The sequence below is a fragment of the Mucisphaera sp. genome (assembly GCF_965279675.1).
Classification (GTDB): domain Bacteria; phylum Planctomycetota; class Phycisphaerae; order Phycisphaerales; family Phycisphaeraceae; genus Mucisphaera.
The window spans coordinates 324,115-344,836 of sequence record NZ_CBDIIJ010000002.1 but is presented as its reverse complement, the minus strand read 5'-3'; the positions used below and the strand labels follow the sequence as shown (position 1 = coordinate 344,836).

The following is a 20,722-nucleotide window of genomic DNA, read 5'->3' as shown; positions in this document are numbered from 1 at the left end:
CAGACAGCTTAACGAGCGTCAGCGGGCGGGTCAGTCTGCCCCCACCCTCCGCCGCCCGGCGTCTCGATGACCAGTTGCTCGCCAGGGTTGAGGGTTCTTTCGACCTTGCCCGAGAGTGTCTCGCGCCGGCCATCGAGATGGATCAGGCTGGCTCGACCGCACGCACCCGGTTCGCCGCCACAAAGCCCGTAAGGCGGGCGCTGATGACGTTCGGCGATCAGCGTGACCTCCGTCGGGACCAGCGCTTCGTAGACCCGAACCATGCCGTCGCCGCCCCGATGCAGCCCCGTTCCGCCCGAATCTGGCCGCACGCTCACCGAGCGGACCCGGAGGGGATAGGCGTGCTCGAGGGCTTCGGTCGGGGTGTTCAGGGTGTTGGTCATGTGGATCTGAATGCACGAGGCGCCCGGCGACGCAGGCCCGGCACCGGCCCCGCCGGCGATGGTCTCGTAGTAGGCGAAGGGTTTCTGATCGGCATGTCGGGGGTCCATCCCCCCCAGCGTCAGGTTGGTCATCGAACCAGCTGACGCTGCGGGCACACGATCGGGCGCGGCCTGTGCCAAAGCTCCGAAGAGCACGTCCACAATCCGCTGTGAAGTTTCCACGTTGCCCGCTGCGACCGCTGCGGGGTAGCGCGCTTCGACGACGGAACCGGGTCGGGTGATCACCTCGAGCGCGTTCAGGACGCCTGCGTTGTCGGGGAGGTCCGCCGGCCCCAGACAACGGAAGCAGTACTGCGTCGCAGCCAGGGTGATGGCGCGTACCGCGTTTAGCGGACCCTGCATCTGGTCGTCACTCTCGGAGAAATCGATCCTGGCATGGTCGCCTTCGATCTCGAGCGCCACACGGATCCAGACCGGTCGGTTCGGGTCCTTGAGCGGGTCATTGTCCAGTGCATCTTCGAACCGATAGCAGCCATCGGGCAGGTCACGGATGACCGCTTGCATCATTCGCTGGCTGTAGGCGATCAACGCATCCCCCGCCTCACTCATCCGGCTGGAGCCCCGTTTCGTACACAAGTCCTTCATCCGCTGGACACCGAGTCGCAGCGCTGCGGCCTGGGCGAACAGGTCCCCGCATCGCTCGCCGGGCGTGCGGGTCTGATTCGCGAACCATTCGATGAAGGCTTTATCGAATGGCATGGGTCCGAAGCGGACGCCTTCTTCTTCAATCGTTGCGATGAGGGACAAGGACCCCGGCCGGCTGCCGCCCACATCAGCATGGTGTGCGCGATTGGCCACGTAAAAAGCAGGCCGCTGGCCCTCTTCAAGTATCACGGGCGCAACGGCCGTGACATCGGGCAGGTGCGTTCCGCCGGCATACGGGTCATTCAGGATGAACATCTGGCCATCGACCATCGAAGCCGGGTCGAAGGCTTCCATCACGGCCGCGACCGACACGGCCGCCGAACCGAGATGGACCGGGATGTGAGCGGCCTGAGCCATCAGCCTGCCCGAGGCGTCGAACAACGCGCAGGAGTGATCGCGTCGTTCCTTGATGTTCGGCGAGTAGGCCGAGCGCATCAGACGGATGCCCATCTCCTCCGCGATCGCGGTCAGCAGGTGTTTGTACAGCTCGATATCGATAGGCGTGAAGGCCTGTGTCACGGCTTGCCTCCAGCGGGCCGGAGGATGGCGTGTCCCTGCTCGGTGAGGCAGGCCCGCCAGCCGTTGCGGACCACCAGGGTTGAAGCGATGTCTCGGATGATGTCGGGCCCGAGGACTTCCCGGGCCCGGCCTTGATCCCGGAACCTCACCCGATGAGACGCCGAAGCCACCTCGTATCGGAGCGTGACCACTTCGATAGCGGCGTCGCTCGGGCAATAGCCATACAGCCGTTCGTGCTCGCGCTGAAAGGACAGGATGGGGTCGTCGGAGGCCAACTCGACAAAGATCTCAAAAGACTGTCCCTGATACCGAAGATCGGCCAGGCAGCGGGTCTGTCGATCCGCATGGGCGATCTCGTGCTGCTCGAACCAGCTGGCGGCTTGACGATCGAGCAAAGCGAAAGCCTCTGGAAACAGCGAGGTCCGCCAGGCACTGGTATGACGTGCTGTTACGAGTTGCTCTGTTCCAAGCAGTCGCATTACCGATCGGGAGAACGTCAGGCTGCGCGGGGCCGTCAGCATGCCCACCGCCGACAGCAGTCCGGCATGCGCCGGGACGATGATCGTATGGATACCCAGTTCTTCGGCGAGTCGGCAGGCATGCAATCCACCGGCTCCGCCAAACGTCACGAGCGCGTGCTCTGCCGGGTCGTGTCCTTGCTCCAGAGACACCTTCCGGATGGCACGGGCCATGGTGGCCTCTGCAACAGCAAGGATGCCGTCGGCTGTTTGCCTGACGCTGAGCTTTAGCTTGTCGGCTAGACTGGCGATCGCCGACTCAGCGGCGTCGAGGTTCAGCGGCATCGATCCGGCCAGCCGGGTGTCCGGGGGGAGGTTGCCGAGCACGGCGTGGGCATCGGTCACGGTCGGCACAAGGTCGCCAGACTGCTGCCCGTAGCACGCTGGCCCCGGACTGGCCCCGCAGGATTGCGGGCCGACACGCAGGGCTCCGCCTTGATCCATCCAGGCGATCGACCCGCCTCCGGCGCCGACCGTGTGCAGGTCAACCATCGGCAGCCGGACCGGCAGGTCGGCCGCCATCCCCTCGGTGGTCAGCTTCGGTCGTTCACGCAGCAGAGCAACGTCGGTGCTGGTTCCGCCCATGTCGAAGGTGATGATGTCCCGGTAGCCGAGTGATCGTGCGACCTCAATGGCCCCGAGTGCCCCGCCTGCCGGACCGGAGAGAATCGTCCGCACCGGTTGCTCGCAGACTTCGCCGACCGAAAGCGTCCCGGCGTGCGAGGCCATGATGCTCAATCGTCGAGGACCGAGCTTGGCAGCCAACCTACCGAGATAGGTTCGCATCTTCGGGGCCACTGCCGCGTTGATGGCGCACGTCGCGGTTCGCTCGTACTCACGCATCTCCGGCAGCAACGCGTGTGAAAGCGTGAGCGGAACATCCGGGAAGCGCTCACGGATCGCCTCGCCCAGCCGCTTCTCATCCTCCGGGTTGGCATAGCTATGGAGCAGGCAGACCGCGATCGCTTCGGGCTGTTGGGCTTTGATCCAATTCAGCGTCGGCTGCAACTCGCCGAGTGGCTCGACCACGCGACCATCCTCAGCGGTCCGCTGCCGTACACCGATGGTCATCTCTCGATCAATCAGCGGCTTCTTCTTCTCGGGAACCAACGCATAGATGTCCGGCCGATGCTGCCGCGCGATCAACAGCACATCTTCAAACCCAGCGGTGGTGATAAGCACCGAACGAGCCGTCTTCCCTTCCAGCAGCGCATTGGTCGCGACCGTCGAGCCATGCACAACGTCGGGTTCATCAACGATGCCGGCCTCAGACAGCAGCGATTCGATACCGGCAAGAACCGCCTCCGCGGGATCGTCCGGCGTCGACAGCCGCTTGTGGCTCGCGATGAGCACGTCCTCACGATCCACCAGCACCAGGTCGGTGAAGGTGCCACCCGTATCCACCCCGATGCGATAGGCCGGTCGCTCGCTCACGCTCATGTGGTGTAGTCGGCGTTCAGCCGGACGTATTCGGCGGAAAGGTCTGTGCCCGACCATGTCGCCGAGGCTTTGCCGCGATCGAGGCTGACATGAAACGTGACCTCGCCCTGCGTCATCAGCCTGTCGATCTTCTGCTGCGAGGCCGCCGACTGCGACACGGGCTGCCCCTTGGCAAGCAGTTGGATCGGCGTCTTGCCCCCGGCGATCGCCAGAGAGACGTCCGCGGGCTTGATGGCCGCACCGCTCTTGCCGACGGCCATGACCAGCCGGCCCCAGTTGGCGTCCCCGCCATGCACCGCTGCTTTCACAAGTGGCGAGTTCACGATCGCCTGGCCGATGGCATCGGCTTCTTTAGTTGTTTTGGCGCCTTCGACGACGGCGTGAAAAACGCGCGTGACGCCTTCGGCATCCCAGAGCAGCTGATGGCAGAGCGACCGGCACACCTTCAGCAGCGCCTCTCGAAATGCCTGATAGCCCGGGCTCGCCTTCGATCGGATCCGGTCCATCCCCGAAGCGCCGTTGGCCAGCAGCAGCACCATGTCCGAGGTCGAGGTATCGGTATCGACGCTGATGCGATTGAAGGTCTGATCCACGGCCTCGGCAAGCAGCGGTTTGATCAGCCTGGCGTCGATGGCCGCATCGGTCATCAGAAAACCGAGCATCGTGGCCATGTTCGGCGCCACCATGGCCGATCCCTTGACGATCCCCAGCAGCGTGAACCGGTCGCTGTCGAGCGTCATCCCGAGCGCCCGTTTCTCGGCGACGCCCTCGGCCGCCGCGGTCTTGATCCGGGTGTCCGTCGTCAGGATGCCCTCCGCCGCACGCTTGATCGCCGCCGGCCCGCTCCGCAGCTGTCGATGAGCCTCGTCGATCCCCGCCTCGATCTTGTCCATCGGCAGCGGATGGCCGATCACGCCGGTCGAAGCCACCAGCACCTCGCTGGCGGGGACTTCCAGACGATCCGCCACCTGCTGCGTCATCGCCTTGGCGTCCTTAAGCCCCCGGTCGCCGTTGGCCACGTTCGAGATGCCCGAGTTCACGACGATCGCTCGCGCCCGAGCGTCTTTGAGGTGGCGTTTCGTAACCGTAACGGGTGCCCCGCAGAACCGGTTCCTGGTCAGCACCCCCGCCGCCGTCGCCGGCCGATCCGAGACGATCAGCGATAAGTCCGGCTTGCCAGAGGGTTTGATGCCGGCGGTCACCCCAGCGAACCGGTAGCCACGCGGGACCTTGAGCGTCGATCGGGGAGGAGTCACAGCCATGACGACACCTTAATCTGAAGCCGAACCCAAGGTGACTCGCCGGCTCCCTCTAAGGACTTTGCCAAAACGGGCCGATTCTGATAGTATAGGACTTGACGATCCTTTGATCGTCGGCGATACCGCCTCTGGCAGGTAACGCCTTCAACCCAAAGCCCTTTTTGCTCTTGAGGAGACACCACCATGCCCGTGGCTGATTATGCGACTTACTGCAAGATGCTCGAGAACGCCTACGACAACCACTTCGCCTATCCGGCGATCAATGTCACCAGCGAAATCACCGCCAACGCGGCCCTCCGAGCCTTCGCCGATCTCAACAGCGACGGCATTCTTCAGGTCTCAACCGGTGGCGGCAAGTTTGCCTCCGGTACCGCCATCGGCGACATGGTGCTCGGTGCCATCTCCATCGCCGAGCACATCCACCGGGCCGCTGAAAAACTCGACATCAACGTCGCCATCCACACCGACCATTGCCCGCCCAAGAACGTCGATGATTTTCTCATCCCGCTGATCGAGGAAAGCGAAAAGCGGGTCGCCGAAGGCAAACTCCCGCTCTACTCCAGCCACATGCTCGACGCCTCGGGCCTGCCCCTCGAAGAAAACATGGCGCTCTCCGTGCCCATCTTCGAGCGCATGGCCAAGATCGGTCAGATCATCGAGGTCGAAGCCGGCGTCGTCGGCGGCGAAGAAGACGGTGCCTCAGGCAGCGAAGACACCCCCGCCGACAAGCTCTACACCACCCCCGAAGACATGGTCTACGTCTACGAAAAGATGGGCCAGGTCGATGGCAAGTACATGTTCGCCGCCACCTTCGGCAACGTCCACGGGGCCTACAAGCCCGGAGCCGTGAAGCTCCGCCCCGACATCCTCAAACAGGGTCAGGACGCTATCAAGGCCAAATTCGGTGCCGACGCCAAGTTCTGGCTCGTCTTCCACGGCGGCTCGGGATCGGCCAAGAGCGAGATCCACGAGACCCTCGACTACGGCGTCGTCAAGATGAATGTCGACACCGACTGCCAGTACGCCTTCACCCGTGCGGTCGCCGATCACATGATGAAAAACTACGACGCGGTGCTGAAGATTGATGGCGAAGTCGGCAACAAGAAGTACTACGACCCTCGCAGCTACCTGAAGGCCGGCGAAGTCGCCATGGCCGAGCGTGTCAAGGAAGCCTGCGAAGACCTCAAAGCCGTTGGCAAGACCCTCAAGCCGGAAGCCGCAAGCGTCTGATAGATGGGTATTTAGATAATCTAGGCAAGATACAGGGTTGCGAAAGCGGCCCTGTATTGTTTCAGGGTGACCGTTAAGACGGGGTAAATTTTGCGGAAAAAACGGCCGTGACAGTTGTACCGCCGTGATCCGTGTGTCATAATCTCGATAAGGCACGACCTGCGTCGATGCTAGCATAGGTGGTGAAAACGCGTAAAGCGTTTAGGGAGCGTGAGATGAGTTGCTCGAGAGTAGGAAGTCTGGGAGTCGCGATGATGTTCTGCGCTAACGCGCAGGCCGCATCCATCACCCAGTACAGCAATGACGAAGCCGGCTGGCTGGCCGCCGTCAGCGGGATGGGACTGGCCGTCGAGACCGAAACTTTCGACGCCGCTTCCGTGGCCGACGATGTGACCGCATTTACCTCCTCGGTGATCGCCAGCTACCAGTCGAATTACTCCGGTCTAAGCTTCGTTGATGACGGCTCGGGCGACATCTCGGTCAGTGACCGAGTCTCAACTTTCCAGGACACCTTGCCCACCTTCGATGGCGAAGGCACCCTGCAGACCCTCATCGTTCTCGCTGATGACACCTACGGCTTCGGTGCCGACTGGACCGCCAGTGGTGGCACCGCCGACCTTGGTGTCGCCGTGCTGATGAACGCCACGCAGGTCGTTGGCGTCATCGCACCTTCAGCCAGCGAATCTTTCTGGGGCTTCGTCTCGGACATGGCCTTTGACCGGGTGCTCCTGACGGCTCAGTATGTGCCAAATCCGACCGAAGCACCGCGACTCAATTTCCTCATCGATGACGTGGTAGTCACCGATGGCGTCGCAGCCCCCCCCAACCCCAGCTACGCACCGACGCCCACCTCGGCCCTCGCTGGCCTGACGCTTTTGGGGCTTGTCGCCCTGCGTCGCCGAGGCTGATTGAATCAAACCACAAGATAAAACCCAAAGACCCGCCGTCCGGCGGGTTCTTTTATGCCATCGATTTTCTTCAACCTAAAGTCTTGGCTCGCCTCAGCCCGCCCCAAGCCCGAAGAGAAAGACAAAAGCCGCCACCAGGAATGCCGACACGAGAAAGACGCCCCCAACCGTTGCCGCCGCCAGCCAGGCCGGCGCTCCGGCCTGCGGCCTCGGGTCCTTGTCATGGATGCCCAGCGTCTCACTCTCGATCTGCGGAACAGACCCGTCCTCATAGTTCTGTTGCTTGATGTCCATACCCAAACCCTAGGCGACGGCTCTGAGAGGTTCTTCACGAATCCGACGATCTGAAAGAGATACAAACAAACACCTATCACGCTCTTGACCGTGACCCGCCTAACCGATAGAGTTAGTGTTGATCTTTGAAAATTGGGGCCGACCGGTATCGACCGGACAGGGAAGGCTTGTGGTGGCGCGTCGAGGTGTACGTTGGCCTCGTTAAACCACGTACAAACACTTAAATGCCAACGATAACATCGCTGGTCGGATCGGCTTCGCGCCGGCCCGCCTCGCTGCCTAATAAGCAGCACATCCTGATGCCCGCTCGCCAGTGGCAGGTTTAGGGTGAATGACTAGCTGGATCGCTTCGCGTGTCAGGCCTCAGGGCACGCGGGTTAAACACTCAGAGGCTGGACCCCGCGTAGGCTGTCGCTTGCCGACAAGGGGTTGAGACCCAAACAAACGACTACACGCGTAGAAGCTGCTCGCTGACTGTCTCGGCACGGGGGTTCGAATCCCCCCGGCTCCATCTACTTGTGGGACAAGGACTTGTAGAAATATCCTGCAAATCCCTGCAAACACCGGAACTAAGCCCGTCGACTCCCTCGGCGGGCTTTTTCTGTTTCTGGGCATTTCCCGCCCTTGCCGACATGTTCTGCTGCGCCTGGCGCTGCGCGCGGCTGGCAGGGGGGTGATGGTCAGCGGCCAGAGCAAATAGCTCGTCAGGCACGTCGTTGGCGTAGTGTCGACCGCTCACTGTGATGCTGTGGCCGATCCACTTGCTGACTGCAAACTGCGGAAAGGTCATTGCCCACTCCTTCTCGCATGATTGACGCAGCGTCTGCCAGAGCCGCTCCCAGCCCTTGACACCAGCCCGCTTCCAGATGGGTCTGACCTTGCGGATGAGTGCCCCTTTGCCGCTGATGGTGACGAGTCGCTGCTCGCCCTCCGGGCAGCTCTCGTAGCGATCGCTGATCAACTCCATAAGTTTTGGTGTAATCGGGACGATCCGCTGTTCGTGGCCAGCGTGGTGCTCCGTCTTCGGGCTCCTCACTGTCAACCTCGAACGCTCAAAATCCACATCGGCCCACGTCAGCAAGTGGGATTCGCTGGGAATCCGGAGCCCCGCCAGTCGGGCAAGGCCGAACAGCAAGCGCCACTCGGAGTCGGGACAAGCCTCTATGACGAGATCGATTTCTTCGGGGGTGATGTAGCGGGTGTACTTGCTGGGTGTGGGGCCAGACTTCAAACCCAGCATAGGATTCTCCACGATCAGCTTGCGACGGACCGCCTCGGCCAGCATCGACTTGGCGTTGCCGCAGTGGGTCTTTATAGCGGCGTCGCTCAGGCCAAGCTGCTTGAGGAAGCGTCGCCATTCGATTGCCTGCTGTGGGGTGATTTTTCTTAGCTCAATCTCATCATCGAAATAGGCCTTGAGCTTGACCTGAGTCTGTCTGAGCTTGCGGATGCTCTCGGGTTTTAGATCGTCCTCCTTTTCACTGACATACTGATCGAGCCAACATGAGAGACTGGTGGAGACTCGAGCAGGAGTCAGGCCGACCTTCGCGAGCTTGTCGTGGAGCTTGTCGTCGATCTCGCTCAGCCAGCGCACGGTGTCATCTTTCGGTGCGTGGTGGCTTGCAAGTGCCGAGGCCAAGTCTTCCACCCGCACCTTGATGGACTCTGCCGACCGCTTCGAGATCGTGCCCAGTGTGATTGTCTTTCGCTGCCGCTGACCATTGAAGAACGTGATGAAGCGGCTGCCGTTCTTGCGGGACGAGATACTTGCCATGATTCATCGCTCCTCATATCCCGGTTGGGGCAGGGGGTTAGTTTGCATCAAGGACCATAGCTCGGCCAGAGCTACCTCAGCTGCCTGGGCCTCGCTCATGAGTCCATCGACGGTGCAGATCGCCAGCCGCTCGTGCCAAGCGTCCCGCATCGCAACGCCTAGATTGAAGCCATGATGGCGCGCGAGACGGATCAGCCCAGCCGCTTCACGACGGTCGCGGTCGCGTTGTAAGTAACTCACGAGCTGTGGTTTATGTCGACTGAGCATGACGAGGCGTTCGTGGGTCAGTACCTCGCGGGGATCCAAGACCCGGATGGTCGGATCTACGTCATCGACAAGCTTGAGTTGAACCCCTTCGGCCCGGAGATCTCGCAGAAGCGCAGCTGTCATAACCGGTACTCCTTCCCGCCCGTGTCCGAAGAACGAGGTTCTGGGGCGACCGGATCATCCGTCTGATCCTCGGGCTTGGACTGACCGTCCTCAGACGCGCCGGACGATCGGACGTTTCGGACATTTGCATCGCCCATGTAGCGGACAATCCAAAGTCGCTTCCTGTGGCTATCCGATTCCTTGTCCTGAGAGACTTCAAGGCTGAGTTCACGCAAGTCGGGTGCGATCCGCTTGAGCCGCTGCCCCATGGCCTGGGGTGTGCCCGGCCATCCCCGTAGCGGGTTGTCGGGCGTCAGCAGCTCCAGCAGTTCACTAGCTGAACCGCGGAACTCACCCTTCTCTTGAACACAGGCCACTAGAGCACTGGCTACTGGATCCGCCTCGACCACTTCTTGAGAGATCCGTCCCCGTTGCTTCATAAAGCTCTCGTAGGCTTGGCCCCCGGTGAGTTCAGGGCACGCCTGATCTAGCGCCGCCAGAACCTGAGCAAAATCAGCCATCCGCGGGTGTTCGTCGAGGCTGACCTGTGGCAAGGCTGCCAAGATTCTGGATACGGCGGTTAGCAGGGCCCCGAGCAGAACCGGCCGGAGTCGCTGATACTGGCGGTTCAACCGGGACTCGGTTTTCCGGGCGTCGGAGTGGATCCGCTCGAGTTCTACCATCAGCAGACGCTCACCCAGGTCACCCCGGAGACTGCCCGGGTCGATGCTGGTGAGCATGATGCACCGGCGATAGGCCATCACCGCGGGCTCTCCGTCGGTGTAGAGCTTGCGTCGAACGTGCCCGTCGCCCGTAACAGCCTTGCACAGGGCGTCGGAGAGCCATGGGCATATCCTGGACAGGTTGTCGAGACAGACAATCCAGGAGTTCGAGGCCGAGACGGCCAGCTCTTCAGGATTCCGAGGCTCGGATCGGAGCGGTGCCGAAGAGGGGTCGATCAGGCCGGCTACGAGTCGTGCCGCCGTCGACTTGCCGGTCCCCTGCTCACCACCCAGCATCAGAATCGGGTGCGGGATGTCGGGTAACAGGCTCGCGACCATCCATCCCACGACAAGCGGCCAGTCCTTCTCAGTCACATTGAGGATCTGCTTGAACTCAAGCAGCCTCGATGAGTCAACATCCTGCTGAGGTAATGGCAATTCGCTCGTGAGAGCAGTTCTCTGGAACAGGAGGGACGATTCACGTCTTAGCTCCCAGCCTTGCGGGTCGATGACCACCACTTGGCCGTCGTCTCTACCCAGATCCAGCACACACACCCCCGGTTCCAGCCCAAGTTGATCGTCCGACATGTCCGAAACGTCCGACATGTCCGAAGCCGCCGGAGACATCGAGCCCACGCGGATCGCGACAGGGACTGCAGTCACCTTCATCGCCAGGCCCTCGAGCACCCTTAAGGCCGATTCAAACATGTCGGACCCACAGGTCTTGCTGTTCTTGACCTTGTATGCAAGGGCTAGGTCAGCCTTGAAGGAGCCGCTGCTTCGGCGGAAGAGTTGCGCAAGCCTTGGACCATCCTTCGAAACTGCAAACACCTCACCGGTTTCGGTCTTGCCAAAGTCATAGAGCTCCATGGCCAGCGACACGAGATCCTCGGGGTCAGCTGCAGGCTTCTTTGGCTTCACGCCTTGTTTACTCGCCTTGAGCTGTCTCAGGAGCTCGCGCCCCACCAGACGTGGGTCCGTGGACCCTAAAACGACGTGCTGCTGGTAGTACGCCCTGATGTCCTTGGCCCCGTCTGGTGGCAACGACCAAGACACCTGCTTACCCCATAGGCCCGCTAGCTTGGAGGCGATGGTTTTCGCCCCTTCCCTCCCGGGCCAGGATCCGTCGGCTTTGCGGTCGTTCTCCCCGACGACCAGGATCTCCTCGCCCTCGAGATAATCGTCGAGGAAGGCGGCCCCGGCTGAGTTGCTGGGCCGCCCCACGGCTCGCAGGCCCATCGAGTTACATGCCGCCACGTCCGAGGCCCCCTCGACCACGAGCGTGGGCCCCGTACCCGATGAATCGGGTACCACCAGGCCACGTTGGGAGCCCTTTGCAGAGCCTTTGAGACCGTCCAAAGTCCTGAAGCTGATGCCGATGATTCGCCCCTTGCCGTCAGACTCGGCGATGGCGAAGGCACCTTCTGGGTTGGACTCGCGCCAGCTACCACTTCCTGCCACATGAAGTCTGTTGAGATCTGATCGAGTAGCCCAGCCGACACGAAGTGGCCGCCAGGATTCTTCGGGTAGGCCTGTAGAGGCAGCGAGACTAGTGAGAAGCTCCGAGGTCATTTGACCCCTGAGGTTCTCCATCTCCTTAGCAAGGGCTCGCACATCGACTTTCGGGGCGGGGTTAGACCTAGACCGTGGCTTGAAATGTGAACTCGTGTCATCGTCCTTGAACGTGTAGAGATGTCCGCCATCACGGTCCTCCTTGAGGTATTTCATATCCGCCGGGGTAGCCCCACCGCGCATGCACCTCAGACGTTTCGCGTCGGGTGTGAATGCACACCAGTGTGATTTGCCGCAGACCGGACAAGGGTTGTTCTCAGTTACGGGGTGCCAGTCACTCATCGGACACCCTCACTTTCCTGCGTCTGGCAACCCCTCTTTGATTGCTGGATATACGACTCGAGATCTGCCGGATCAATCCTGACCGAGTAGCCGATTCTGACAGAGGGGATAACGCGACGGTTGACCAAGGCCCAGACGGTACGTTCGGTGACGCCCAGAACCTCGCCGGCTTGGCGGTAGGTCAGGAGTCTTGGAATGGAAGCCGGCACACAGCGGCTTGGTTCTTTGCAGTTCGACATAACACGGTCTCCTTCGGGGCGACATTGCCCGTGTACTGGAAGACGTGTTGTTCGTGCGAACAGCCCGAAATATCGGTTTTCAGCTGCTGAGAAGGGTTTTTTGGATCGCGAACAACCACACTATGATCGCGAACAGACCCCCAGACCCGACTCGAAGACTAGGCGACCCCCTGACGAATCTTCAACTGGCCAACTGTCTACATCACTGGAGTGAAGCATTTCACTCATCGAATACTGCTGTCTAGGGTCTCCGCTTCAGAACCTTGAAACCTTTATCCGGATCCTCAAGCATCAGCCGAATGGCTTCTCGTTGCTCATCGAGGGGTAAACTCTGAAGCCATTTCTTTTTCTCATCGGAGAGTGTCGCTATGTACTCCCGTATCTTGGCCTCAGACTCTACTGATGCGAGCTCCGTGCTTGGATCCGTCTCTCGAGTCTGCTTGAGTTGATCCTCGATCGCCTCATTAAGACCCATTACAGAGGGCTTGTTCGTGGGAATCACCTTCTTGGCTCGCCAAGCTCTAAGGGTGATAGAGGCTTTAGTCGCGTAGTGCTTTCCTGGCTCATCAAGCTTGGCTAGGCTGCCTTCGGAGGGTTTTATTGCCTTGTTGATTGTCGACACAGAACAGCCGATTTTCTTGGCTAACGTCCTTGTGTCTGAATACGGGATCCCTGAATCGTGCATCTCAACTAGCTGTTTCTGCACTTCGGTCCAAGACTTTTTCACACCAACTTTATCTTTGCTCGAAGATTGCTCTTGGGGTGCGACAGGGGATTGCTCCACCTGGGAGCTGTTGCGCTCCTGCTGCTTATCAAGACTAGTTACTGGGGTAACAGATTCCAGTTCCGCGTTAAGGTAAGCGACCCATGCACCCAGAACTTCACAAACTGCCGTCGCTATTTCACCAGGGTCATAGTCGTCACGATAGTTCAACAGTGGGCCCATTGAACCTTCTGGATAGTTGAAAATACGATGTTCTTCGATGAACGAGTAATCCCTGCCGTCGGCACGAATTCCCGATTTAGATATACCCCTAAGTTCTGTCAATGGCGGCTTGAACTGTAACTTATGCGATAAATGCTCAATTCTATCCCATCGAACTGACTGCTTTACTTCTTCATTCGCGTACAGAACATGTGCCACAGATTGGCAATCGACTCTCAGCACAGTAGAGGATTCCTGAATCATCCTGATGGCTTCTTCAAGTCGTTCAACGAGTCGAAATGCCAGCGATTGATTCAACAAGCTAGGGCCTATGCATGGGCTCGATCAGGATCAAATCTGCTCTTTACTACGCACGAGATCATGGTTCATCGTTCGGTGCTCGTTCAATCCCCGTGACCACGTTAAACGTCACTTGCCCGCCCGGCTCTGACTTCTGTCGCTCCCCAAACTTCTTCGGCAGCATTCGCGCCAGTACCCACTTGCGCGTGTCGATCCGCAGTCTGCTGCGAGCGATGTGCTCGCGGTTGGTCTTGTAGCCCGGGTTCTCAGGGTCGTGACGCTCGACCCAGTCGTTGCGGCCGTCGTCCGCGATGTCCAGGATCTCGTCGGCGAGGAGCTCGTAGCCAATATCACGAGCTCGCGCGTACCGGTCAAAAAACTCCGGGTGCTTATCCAGCCAGGCCATGACAGTTGGGCGGGAGGGCATGTCGGGGGACCGGCAGATCGATCGGAGGGATTCTCCCTCCGCAAGCCGCGCGCAGATCTTCGCCGCCAGCGTCTTGGAGTACGACGACGGGCGGCCGGGGCGTCGGGTTGGGTTCTGTTCGGCCATGACCAAAGGATATCCGCTCACCATAGCGGTTCAAGAACTTGTCACGGTGAGGTCGGCGAGGAAGTCCAACGCCGGGTCGATCCCCGTAATGAGCAGATGATCCCTCGCTCGGGTGCACGCGACGTAGAGGAGGTGCCGCTCGGTGTTGTAGACCTCCTCCAAGTCCGCCTCGTCGGCGACGGCCTCGATCCGCTCCTGCAGGGGGATGACTTCATCGTCACAGGCCATGACGGCCACGGCCCGGAACTCGAGGCCCTTGGCCAAGTGCATGGTGCTCACGGCGATGTGGCCCGGCTCAAGGTCCTTCTGGCCATCGAGATCACAAGCATCGATCCCGGCCGTCTTGATGGCCGCGTGGGCCCGAGGCAGCTGGGCTGATGATCCGACGAAGACGCCAATCTCCTCGGCCGGCAGGCCCGACTCGATCTGGCGGGTCACCCAGCCGGAGACGGTCTCGATCTCGGCGTCCTCGGTCTCTAGGATCTCGATGTCCGGGGCCGGGCCGCTGAAGACCGAAATGGTGCCCTTCCTGATGACGTCCAGATCGCGGGAAGTCTCCCACAACCTCCGGACTCGGTTCAGGGGGAAAGTTCATCTTTGCTGCCGCTTCTCATGCCCTTCGTTGTGCGTCAGGATCGAAGGGTGGTCTATTCGTATGGATGGTGAGAACGAGGTCGCGGTCGAACCTCGCGGCTGCCGACGATGACGCAGGCCGTCACGCGATTCGCGCTCTTCGGGAACCTTGTTGTGCGCATCCAAAGGGTCAGTGCTGCGGAAGCGGTGATAGCAGGCCTTGATCAATGAGAGCCTGGAAGTGTCGTGCGACCGAGGCTGCCAAGGCCCTGTCCCGCGACAGAACACCCAGCTCGAAGTTTCGGTCGAAGGCCGCCTCGGTCATATTTGCAGAGGTGATAAAGACGACCTCGTCATCCGCGACGACTGCCTTGGCGTGCAGAACACCGCGCGTGGTATTCAGCTCAAGCGACCGTGGGTCGAAGTACACCCGGGGCCGAGTCACTCCGGGCCAATCGTGCGTCCAGAACGTATCGGTGAAACGACGGACGACATCTGACGCCATTGACGTATCCCCCTTCGGCCGCTGAATGTTCAGCAGAAGCCACACGTCAAGCGACGGGTCTTCATCCAACCGACGGGCAAGCAACTCAAATGCCTTCGGACCATCAAAAAACGCATAGGTGCTAAGCCATAATGCCGTCTTAAAGGTGCCTTGCAGTTCCTCGTACACCCTCCGTGTATCGCGAGCGTGTACACCCGGAACCTCTGGGCCTGACCAGACAAGATCAGGGCTTGCACTGGCTGATGATGCGGCACTTACGGACCTGAGCCATGCCGCCGCACAGGATGCATCGACTCCATAGCGGGCAACGGCGTTAATGGCTTGAATGGACGCCGGCAGAACTTCCGCGTTACCGAGAGCTGAACGTAGCCCAACGGCAGTGCACGGGTACGGCGCAAGACCGGTCTCAAGGGCTTTAATGAGCCTCTCGCGGATATGCGGGGGTATCTGTAGGACAGCAGCATGGTTCACGGCTGTGCCCCAAAGAACGACGCACCGGAATCGGACAGTGTGTCAACGACAAGGGATCGATCCAGGTAGTCGTTTCGCATTTCACATGAAGTCTCAGCAATCAAGCAGCACCCGTGGCATGAGGCACCATGAAGCCATCGGCCCTCCATGCTCTCGCTCGGGGAATGCTGAGCACAAATGGGATCGTTGGAGCAGAGCGCTCCGATCCGAAGAGCCTGCCGAAGATGCGACTCAAGGTGACGCGCTTGCTGCACGAGTCCACCGAGCGTGCCAGCTGAATCCGCGCTTGCCGTGTAGAGGAGAATCCCTGCGCCCTGTGGCTCCACGAAGATGCGCTCACGGAGTGAGCTGGCAGGGTATCCACACCGAAGCGATATGGACTGAATCAAGAGATGCGACAGCGTATGCAGCAGCAGGTATGGACCACCGGGAAACGGCCGCGCCGTCTTGCGCCCCTCGGCCCAACGGTCGTGCCCACCCGACAGGACCGCCAATCGCGACTTGACTGCATCACGTGCCATCCAAGTCGAAATCGCCTCAGCCCTTAGCTGGATAAAGACTCCCTCGCCACGGTTTTCAACAGCCGGGAACCACGAGGGCTCCAACGCCAACTCGGCCCGGACAACATCCGAGTCGTAGTCGCCGTGGATATCCGGAGTAATCGCCTCGAACCTCGTAAAGCCTGATAGCGCGAGCACCTCTCGGAGACGGTGCACTTGAATGACTGACTGGAGCCCATCCGTGAGAGATGACGACCTCCATGCCGCGTCAGGGAGACGTCTCGCATGGAAATTTGGATCGATCGGCACATCATCCCCGTAGCCTTCGGGAGCAGCGAGCAGTGCCTCGACCTCCACTTGTTTCACAGGCTTGTCCTCGGTGCCCGATGACTTCTTCCGCTCGATTGCATCGAGCACGTCGCCGTCTGAGAAGAGGTCCAGATCCTTCGCGACGTCCGGCTTGCGTTTCATGATCTTCAGCACATCTGCCGAATCCACGATCTGTAGATCTTCCCAATGCGCATCGACGGCGACATCGACCTTTCGCCGTTCGTCCGGTATCGACAACACGCTCAGTACTTGCGGGAAGTACGCATTCGATGCGGTGCGGACGAGAAGACGACTTGGAAGCTTGCAGTCTTCGTTCGCGTTTCGCCCAAGCCACGGTCGAGCCCCGCGGCATGTCCCTAGAGCGTTGAGCTCGATCTGGGCCGCCTCGTACAAGTTGCGGCTCTTCCCACATTCGCACCGGACAACAAGCTCTGCGAGATCACCACTGGTGCCGCGCTCATCGAGCCACAGTTGGCGGCGACAGTCGTCCCCAGGGCCATGGACGAAGAACCACCAATCAAGATCATCGACATGTCCGTTCGGGCACGCCCGAACAAAGCGGGTGGGAATGACGCCGCGGCCGTCGAAGCGACCTCGATCATCAAGGGCTTTGCGAGGGACGAGTCGTCGCGATCGGACTCGGTCTTGATCCTCATCGTCCATCTGAACAACGAACCACTCGGGGAATCGCCACGCCCCAATGCCACGTGCAGGTTCCCGCGGATCTTGTGGGTCGCTGGGAGGCGCGAAGAGCCTCACCGCCGTCATGCCGGTGAGCCGCTCAAGTTTGGCAACCAGACGCGGCTCATTGATTTCCAACAACTCGCTTGTCTTGGGCCAAGTATCTAGTCCGGCGATGATGGCGGCGTCCTGCGGCAAGTCGATCAGCGCACCCGGACCCCAGGTCGTGATCACCTGCCCCTGGCGAACCTGCCCGTGTGCTTTATGGCTCACTGGTCACCCCCAGCGGTGATGCCAACGAGATTCTTCAGGTACAGATTGACCTCCGGCTCGACATCTCGGAGCGAGCGATTGGCACGGAACTTCTCATGATGCTCCGACTCGAACTCGGTGTCGAGTATCTCCCGGAGCAGTGGCTTAGGGTTATCGAGCTCGTACTTCTGGTACTGCACGTCGATCCCAGACGCGGCGTAATCGGTGACGACTTTGATCCATGAATCAAGGAGGTCCCCAACTCGATTCTGGATCGAACGTTCGCATGCAAGACGTTCGTCTTCGTCGTCGAACGGCTGTGCTGCAACACGTGCTCGGAGTACTTGAAGAATGGTTGGCTCGATCGTTGCTCGCAACTGAGCCAGTTGTTCCACACCACGTGCAGGGGTCATCTGTGTATCGATGTGGCGGGTGAGGGCGACGAGTACTGCAGCAAGCCCGCGATCGATCGCGCGAGCAGAAAAAGGCGTGACGCTCGCGACTTCTACTGAGCGGTAGAACGTCTCGTGGTAGTGACGGAATCGCTCATAGTGGGACCGGTCACGCGGCTTGTGAATGTTCAGGAGCGTGAGCACCACACCCGGACGTGTGTCATCACGACCAACACGGCTAGTGGCCTGGATGTACTCAGAGTGTGTCTTAGGCTGACCCAGCACGACCATGGTGCCGAGTCGCGGGATGTCAAGACCAACAGAGATCATGTTTGTCGCAATGGCGCAATCGATGCGACGTTTGATGTCGTGGTAGCCGGACTCGAGTCGGCTGCGTGCTTCTGCGACCTTGTTGGTAGGGACTCGCGATGTGAGCTCTACCACCTCTGAGAAGGTCTTGCGGTCCTGAAATAGGCCGCGCGTCTCCCCAAGTCGCCGCTTCGTACCGATTGCCTTCAGTGTGTTCTGTACCTCTTCCTCGAGAATTCGGCGAGCGCCGCCCAGCTCACGAAGACTATTGAAGTAGCCCAGAATCGTCATGTATGGGTCGACCGGATTGTGCTCGTTCTTATGACCACCACACTCGCGGTACATCCGCTCGGCCGCTCCCATCAAGGCAAGCAAAGATCGCCGCATGATGACCTTTGGGTTACGGCCCTGCGCCGCGATGCCGACATACCGTCGCGCCGGTGTCTGTGACGAGGGCACGATCCGTGCGAAGCATGAGTCACGGCGGTCAGGACCAGGCGGCGGGAAGATCTGGGTGATCGGACGAGCAAAGAGTGCTTGGATCTGGTCTTGAGCCCGCCGGGCGGTGGCTGTCGAGGCAACGATTTTTGGTCTGACTTGCGCACCGTTAACTGATCGAACACAGAGTGTTTCTATTACCGACTCATAGAGACCTGCCATGGAGCCCAGCGGTCCAGAGATCAGATGCAACTCGTCCTGGATGATGAGATCCGGACCTTGGAGCTGGACCGGTAGTCGAGTACCTTGCCCCGGCTCAGCAGGGCCGTAGAACCCACTTGCATCGAAGCGGTCAGCACCACCGAGAATCATCCCTGAAGGGCCCGTCCAAGGCAACGAGGCAAACTTGTCGACGGTCGCGATCAGGAACGCCGGCAGTCTTCGGTAAATCGTCTGGTCGATCGCAACAATCGGGAGCGGGCGGTCTCTGGTGAAGTCGCATTCAAAGTTCGTGCAAACGACACGCAGTTCGCTTGGACGATCATCATTCGGCAGCAATGCGAACGAATCTGGTTCAAAGTGCTGGCCGCACCAAGGACACGACTCAAGCGGAATCGGTGACGGTTTGTACTTGGGGTCGTTCTTGAACTGCCGGACCTTGGATCGAGCCGAATCTGATCTCTTGTCGCCTTTCCGTCCAAGGATATTCGGCGTCGCCGCCTTTCCGACCCACAACCCGATCTCGAAGGGCCACTCGCCATAGCGGTCCACCTGCTCGGTTCGCTCCAGCTCGAGCGCACAAACCAGTCCAGCAGCACGACCGAGTTGGTCAAGTGTGAGCAGGCGGAGTGTGTAGCGCATCATCACGCTGACACCAGCCCCGGCTCGCCCCTGTTCCTCGGGGTGCCGCAGCCGGCGGAGCACCATGGCAAATGCGGCGAGGCCAAGATATGCCTCGGTTTTGCCGCCACCCGTCGGGAAGAAGAGTAGGTCCACCGTCTCTCTATGCACATCCTCGGGATCGACCAGCCCGGGTAGATTAAGCAGAACGAAGGCAAGCTGGAATGCCCGCCATTGCGGCGATTCGATCTCGAGTCGTTTCTTGAGTGCTCGAGAAACCGCCCGATTGCTCATGCGGAACGCGTCAAGGGCATCAGCATCATCCGCGAGTGCCTTGACACCCCGCTCGATGCGGTCTGCCGCGATGCCCGCGAGGCGGAGCAGTTCATCGGCGGTCTCACGTCGCGAACCCTTGAGGTCGCCAATCCGCTTACGCTGCAGCTCAATCCACGAGCGATAGTACTCAACCAACGGCAGGAGCGCTGTACGGGTGGCTTTTCCGTCGGGAAGCGAGCCAAGTACATCCATCGACAACTCAACACCGTCGATCTTCGCCGTCTCGGTCTTCTCGACTTCCGCGGTCGGCATCCAAGCCGTCCGCATCACGCGGCACTGACCGTCAACAACATCCCACTCGGCGGACAGACCGTGCCCCGCCGCGTACTCGGGCGCATCAGAGAAGTGGAGGTCCGCGACCATCTCGTCCCATTCCGTCGCCTGCAATCCACGCAGATCGGGTCTCGGTACAAACGGCTGCTCGCAGGCCACCTCGATCTCCGCCTGGAACGCATACGCCAAGTCGGGCTGGTCAGGGTGTGGCGTCCGCCGATTGACCAGGAACACCGACACCGACCGTGTACCAGCGGGGATCATCTCGCCGAGATCCTTCGAGGCGACATCTCGGACGACCGCGTAGACCTGTAAGCCGTTGGAATTCGGCACATCGCGAGTGATCGGGCCGCCGCCCGAGGCGAGCGTGAGCAACACCGTCTCGTCACGGGCTTTACGATCCCAGGTGTTCACCTTTTTGCCTTCGTCATCCTCGTACTCACCTTGCGTGTAGTCGCCCCACCGGGCGCGCACTGCGATCTGCTGGGCAGACTTCGCTGTGAGGAAGCTCAGGCCCATCGACGACGGGAAGTACGCCTTCTTCGCAGCCTTGCGTTCTTCGTCGCTTTCCTCGAACAACCCGGCCTGCCCGGGCACCTCTGCAAAGTCGTCTTCCTCGTCCGGATCGCTTGCCTTCTCGGGTGGGGTGCCGGTCGGGATCAGGAAGCCGCAGAGGTACCAGTTCGATGGGCGCACCCAGCCAGGGAGCCGCTCGGCATCGAGGTCATGTCCGGGCCGTGGGCCGACAAGGTCGAGTTCGAGGGCTTCGATCAGAAACTCGCGTGCTTCTACACTAGATGGAGCCGCTCGTGTGGTACTCGTGTCCATGG

Annotated in this window: 14 protein-coding genes, 1 other RNA gene and 2 pseudogenes; 3 read left to right on the top strand and 14 right to left on the bottom strand. The window is 60.4% G+C overall.

From position 1 onward, the window contains the following. Positions 1-8: 8 nt before the first annotated feature. Genes ACQZAB_RS01490 through argJ form a run of 3 tightly spaced genes read right to left on the bottom strand, consistent with a single transcriptional unit; the run spans position 9 to position 4,827 of the window. Positions 9-1,607: a hydantoinase B/oxoprolinase family protein gene (locus tag ACQZAB_RS01490; protein WP_428386460.1), complete on the bottom strand. Its 1,599-nt coding sequence runs from the start codon at positions 1,605-1,607 to the stop codon at positions 9-11. Continuing rightward, positions 1,604-3,559: a hydantoinase/oxoprolinase family protein gene (locus ACQZAB_RS01485; RefSeq protein WP_428386458.1), complete on the bottom strand. Its 1,956-nt coding sequence runs from the start codon at positions 3,557-3,559 to the stop codon at positions 1,604-1,606. The genes ACQZAB_RS01490 and ACQZAB_RS01485 overlap by 4 nt, the downstream gene beginning before the upstream one ends. A 2-nt stretch (positions 3,560-3,561) precedes the next feature. Further along, positions 3,562-4,827, bottom strand: a complete 1,266-nt coding sequence (gene argJ / locus ACQZAB_RS01480) for a bifunctional glutamate N-acetyltransferase/amino-acid acetyltransferase ArgJ (protein ID WP_428386456.1) — start codon at positions 4,825-4,827, stop codon at positions 3,562-3,564. 180 nt (positions 4,828-5,007) lie between these two features. Here argJ and fbaA point away from each other — a divergent pair, with 180 nt between their 5' ends. After that, positions 5,008-6,054: a class II fructose-bisphosphate aldolase gene (fbaA, locus tag ACQZAB_RS01475; protein WP_428386454.1), complete on the top strand. Its 1,047-nt coding sequence runs from the start codon at positions 5,008-5,010 to the stop codon at positions 6,052-6,054. Between the two features lie 215 nt (positions 6,055-6,269). After that, positions 6,270-6,962, top strand: coding sequence for a hypothetical protein (locus ACQZAB_RS01470; protein WP_428386453.1), 693 nt, complete (start codon positions 6,270-6,272; stop codon positions 6,960-6,962). Positions 6,963-7,055: 93 nt separating this feature from the next. Here the strand turns inward: ACQZAB_RS01470 and ACQZAB_RS01465 are convergent, their stop codons facing one another. Continuing rightward, positions 7,056-7,256 (bottom strand): hypothetical protein, encoded by a 201-nt coding sequence (locus ACQZAB_RS01465; RefSeq protein ID WP_428386451.1) that lies wholly within the window; start codon positions 7,254-7,256, stop codon positions 7,056-7,058. Between the two features lie 134 nt (positions 7,257-7,390). Between ACQZAB_RS01465 and ssrA the strand changes: the two genes are divergently transcribed. Next, positions 7,391-7,770: a transfer-messenger RNA gene (gene ssrA, locus ACQZAB_RS01460) on the top strand. A gap of 243 nt (positions 7,771-8,013) precedes the next feature. On the opposite strand, the pseudogene ACQZAB_RS01455 reads toward ssrA, so the two are convergent. From ACQZAB_RS01455 to drmA, 10 genes and pseudogenes are all read right to left on the bottom strand, one after another. Next, positions 8,014-9,030: pseudogene (locus tag ACQZAB_RS01455) on the bottom strand (tyrosine-type recombinase/integrase); the annotation flags it as partial. 3 nt (positions 9,031-9,033) lie between these two features. After that, positions 9,034-9,420, bottom strand: a complete 387-nt coding sequence (locus ACQZAB_RS01450; RefSeq protein WP_428386449.1) for a hypothetical protein — start codon at positions 9,418-9,420, stop codon at positions 9,034-9,036. Further along, entirely contained in the window at positions 9,417-11,849 is a 2,433-nt protein-coding gene (locus ACQZAB_RS01445) for a hypothetical protein (RefSeq protein WP_428386447.1), read from the bottom strand. Before ACQZAB_RS01445 ends, ACQZAB_RS01450 begins: the two co-directional genes overlap by 4 nt. Positions 11,850-11,971: 122 nt before the next feature. Continuing rightward, positions 11,972-12,214: a helix-turn-helix domain-containing protein gene (locus ACQZAB_RS01440; RefSeq protein WP_428386446.1), complete on the bottom strand. Its 243-nt coding sequence runs from the start codon at positions 12,212-12,214 to the stop codon at positions 11,972-11,974. Positions 12,215-12,455: 241 nt separating this feature from the next. After that, entirely contained in the window at positions 12,456-13,403 is a 948-nt protein-coding gene (locus ACQZAB_RS01435) for a hypothetical protein (RefSeq protein ID WP_428386444.1), read from the bottom strand. A gap of 115 nt (positions 13,404-13,518) precedes the next feature. Then, positions 13,519-13,992 carry a DNA packaging protein gene (locus ACQZAB_RS01430; protein WP_428386442.1) on the bottom strand — a complete coding sequence of 158 codons (474 nt, stop codon included), beginning with the start codon at positions 13,990-13,992 and terminating at the stop codon, positions 13,519-13,521. Between the two features lie 30 nt (positions 13,993-14,022). Beyond that, positions 14,023-14,523: pseudogene (locus tag ACQZAB_RS01425) on the bottom strand (3'-5' exonuclease); the annotation flags it as partial. A 232-nt stretch (positions 14,524-14,755) separates the two neighbouring features. After that, a complete protein-coding gene (drmC, locus tag ACQZAB_RS01420; protein WP_428386440.1) occupies positions 14,756-15,541 on the bottom strand; it encodes a DISARM system phospholipase D-like protein DrmC in 786 nt (261 codons plus the stop codon). After that, complete coding sequence (gene drmB, locus ACQZAB_RS01415) at positions 15,538-17,325, bottom strand: DrmB family protein (protein ID WP_428386438.1); 1,788 nt, start codon at positions 17,323-17,325, stop codon at positions 15,538-15,540. Before drmB ends, drmC begins: the two co-directional genes overlap by 4 nt. Continuing rightward, the gene (gene drmA / locus ACQZAB_RS01410) at positions 17,322-20,720 is read right to left on the bottom strand and encodes a DISARM system helicase DrmA (protein ID WP_428386436.1); all 3,399 of its coding nucleotides are present in this window, start codon (positions 20,718-20,720) and stop codon (positions 17,322-17,324) included. Before drmA ends, drmB begins: the two co-directional genes overlap by 4 nt. Positions 20,721-20,722: the final 2 nt, after the last annotated feature.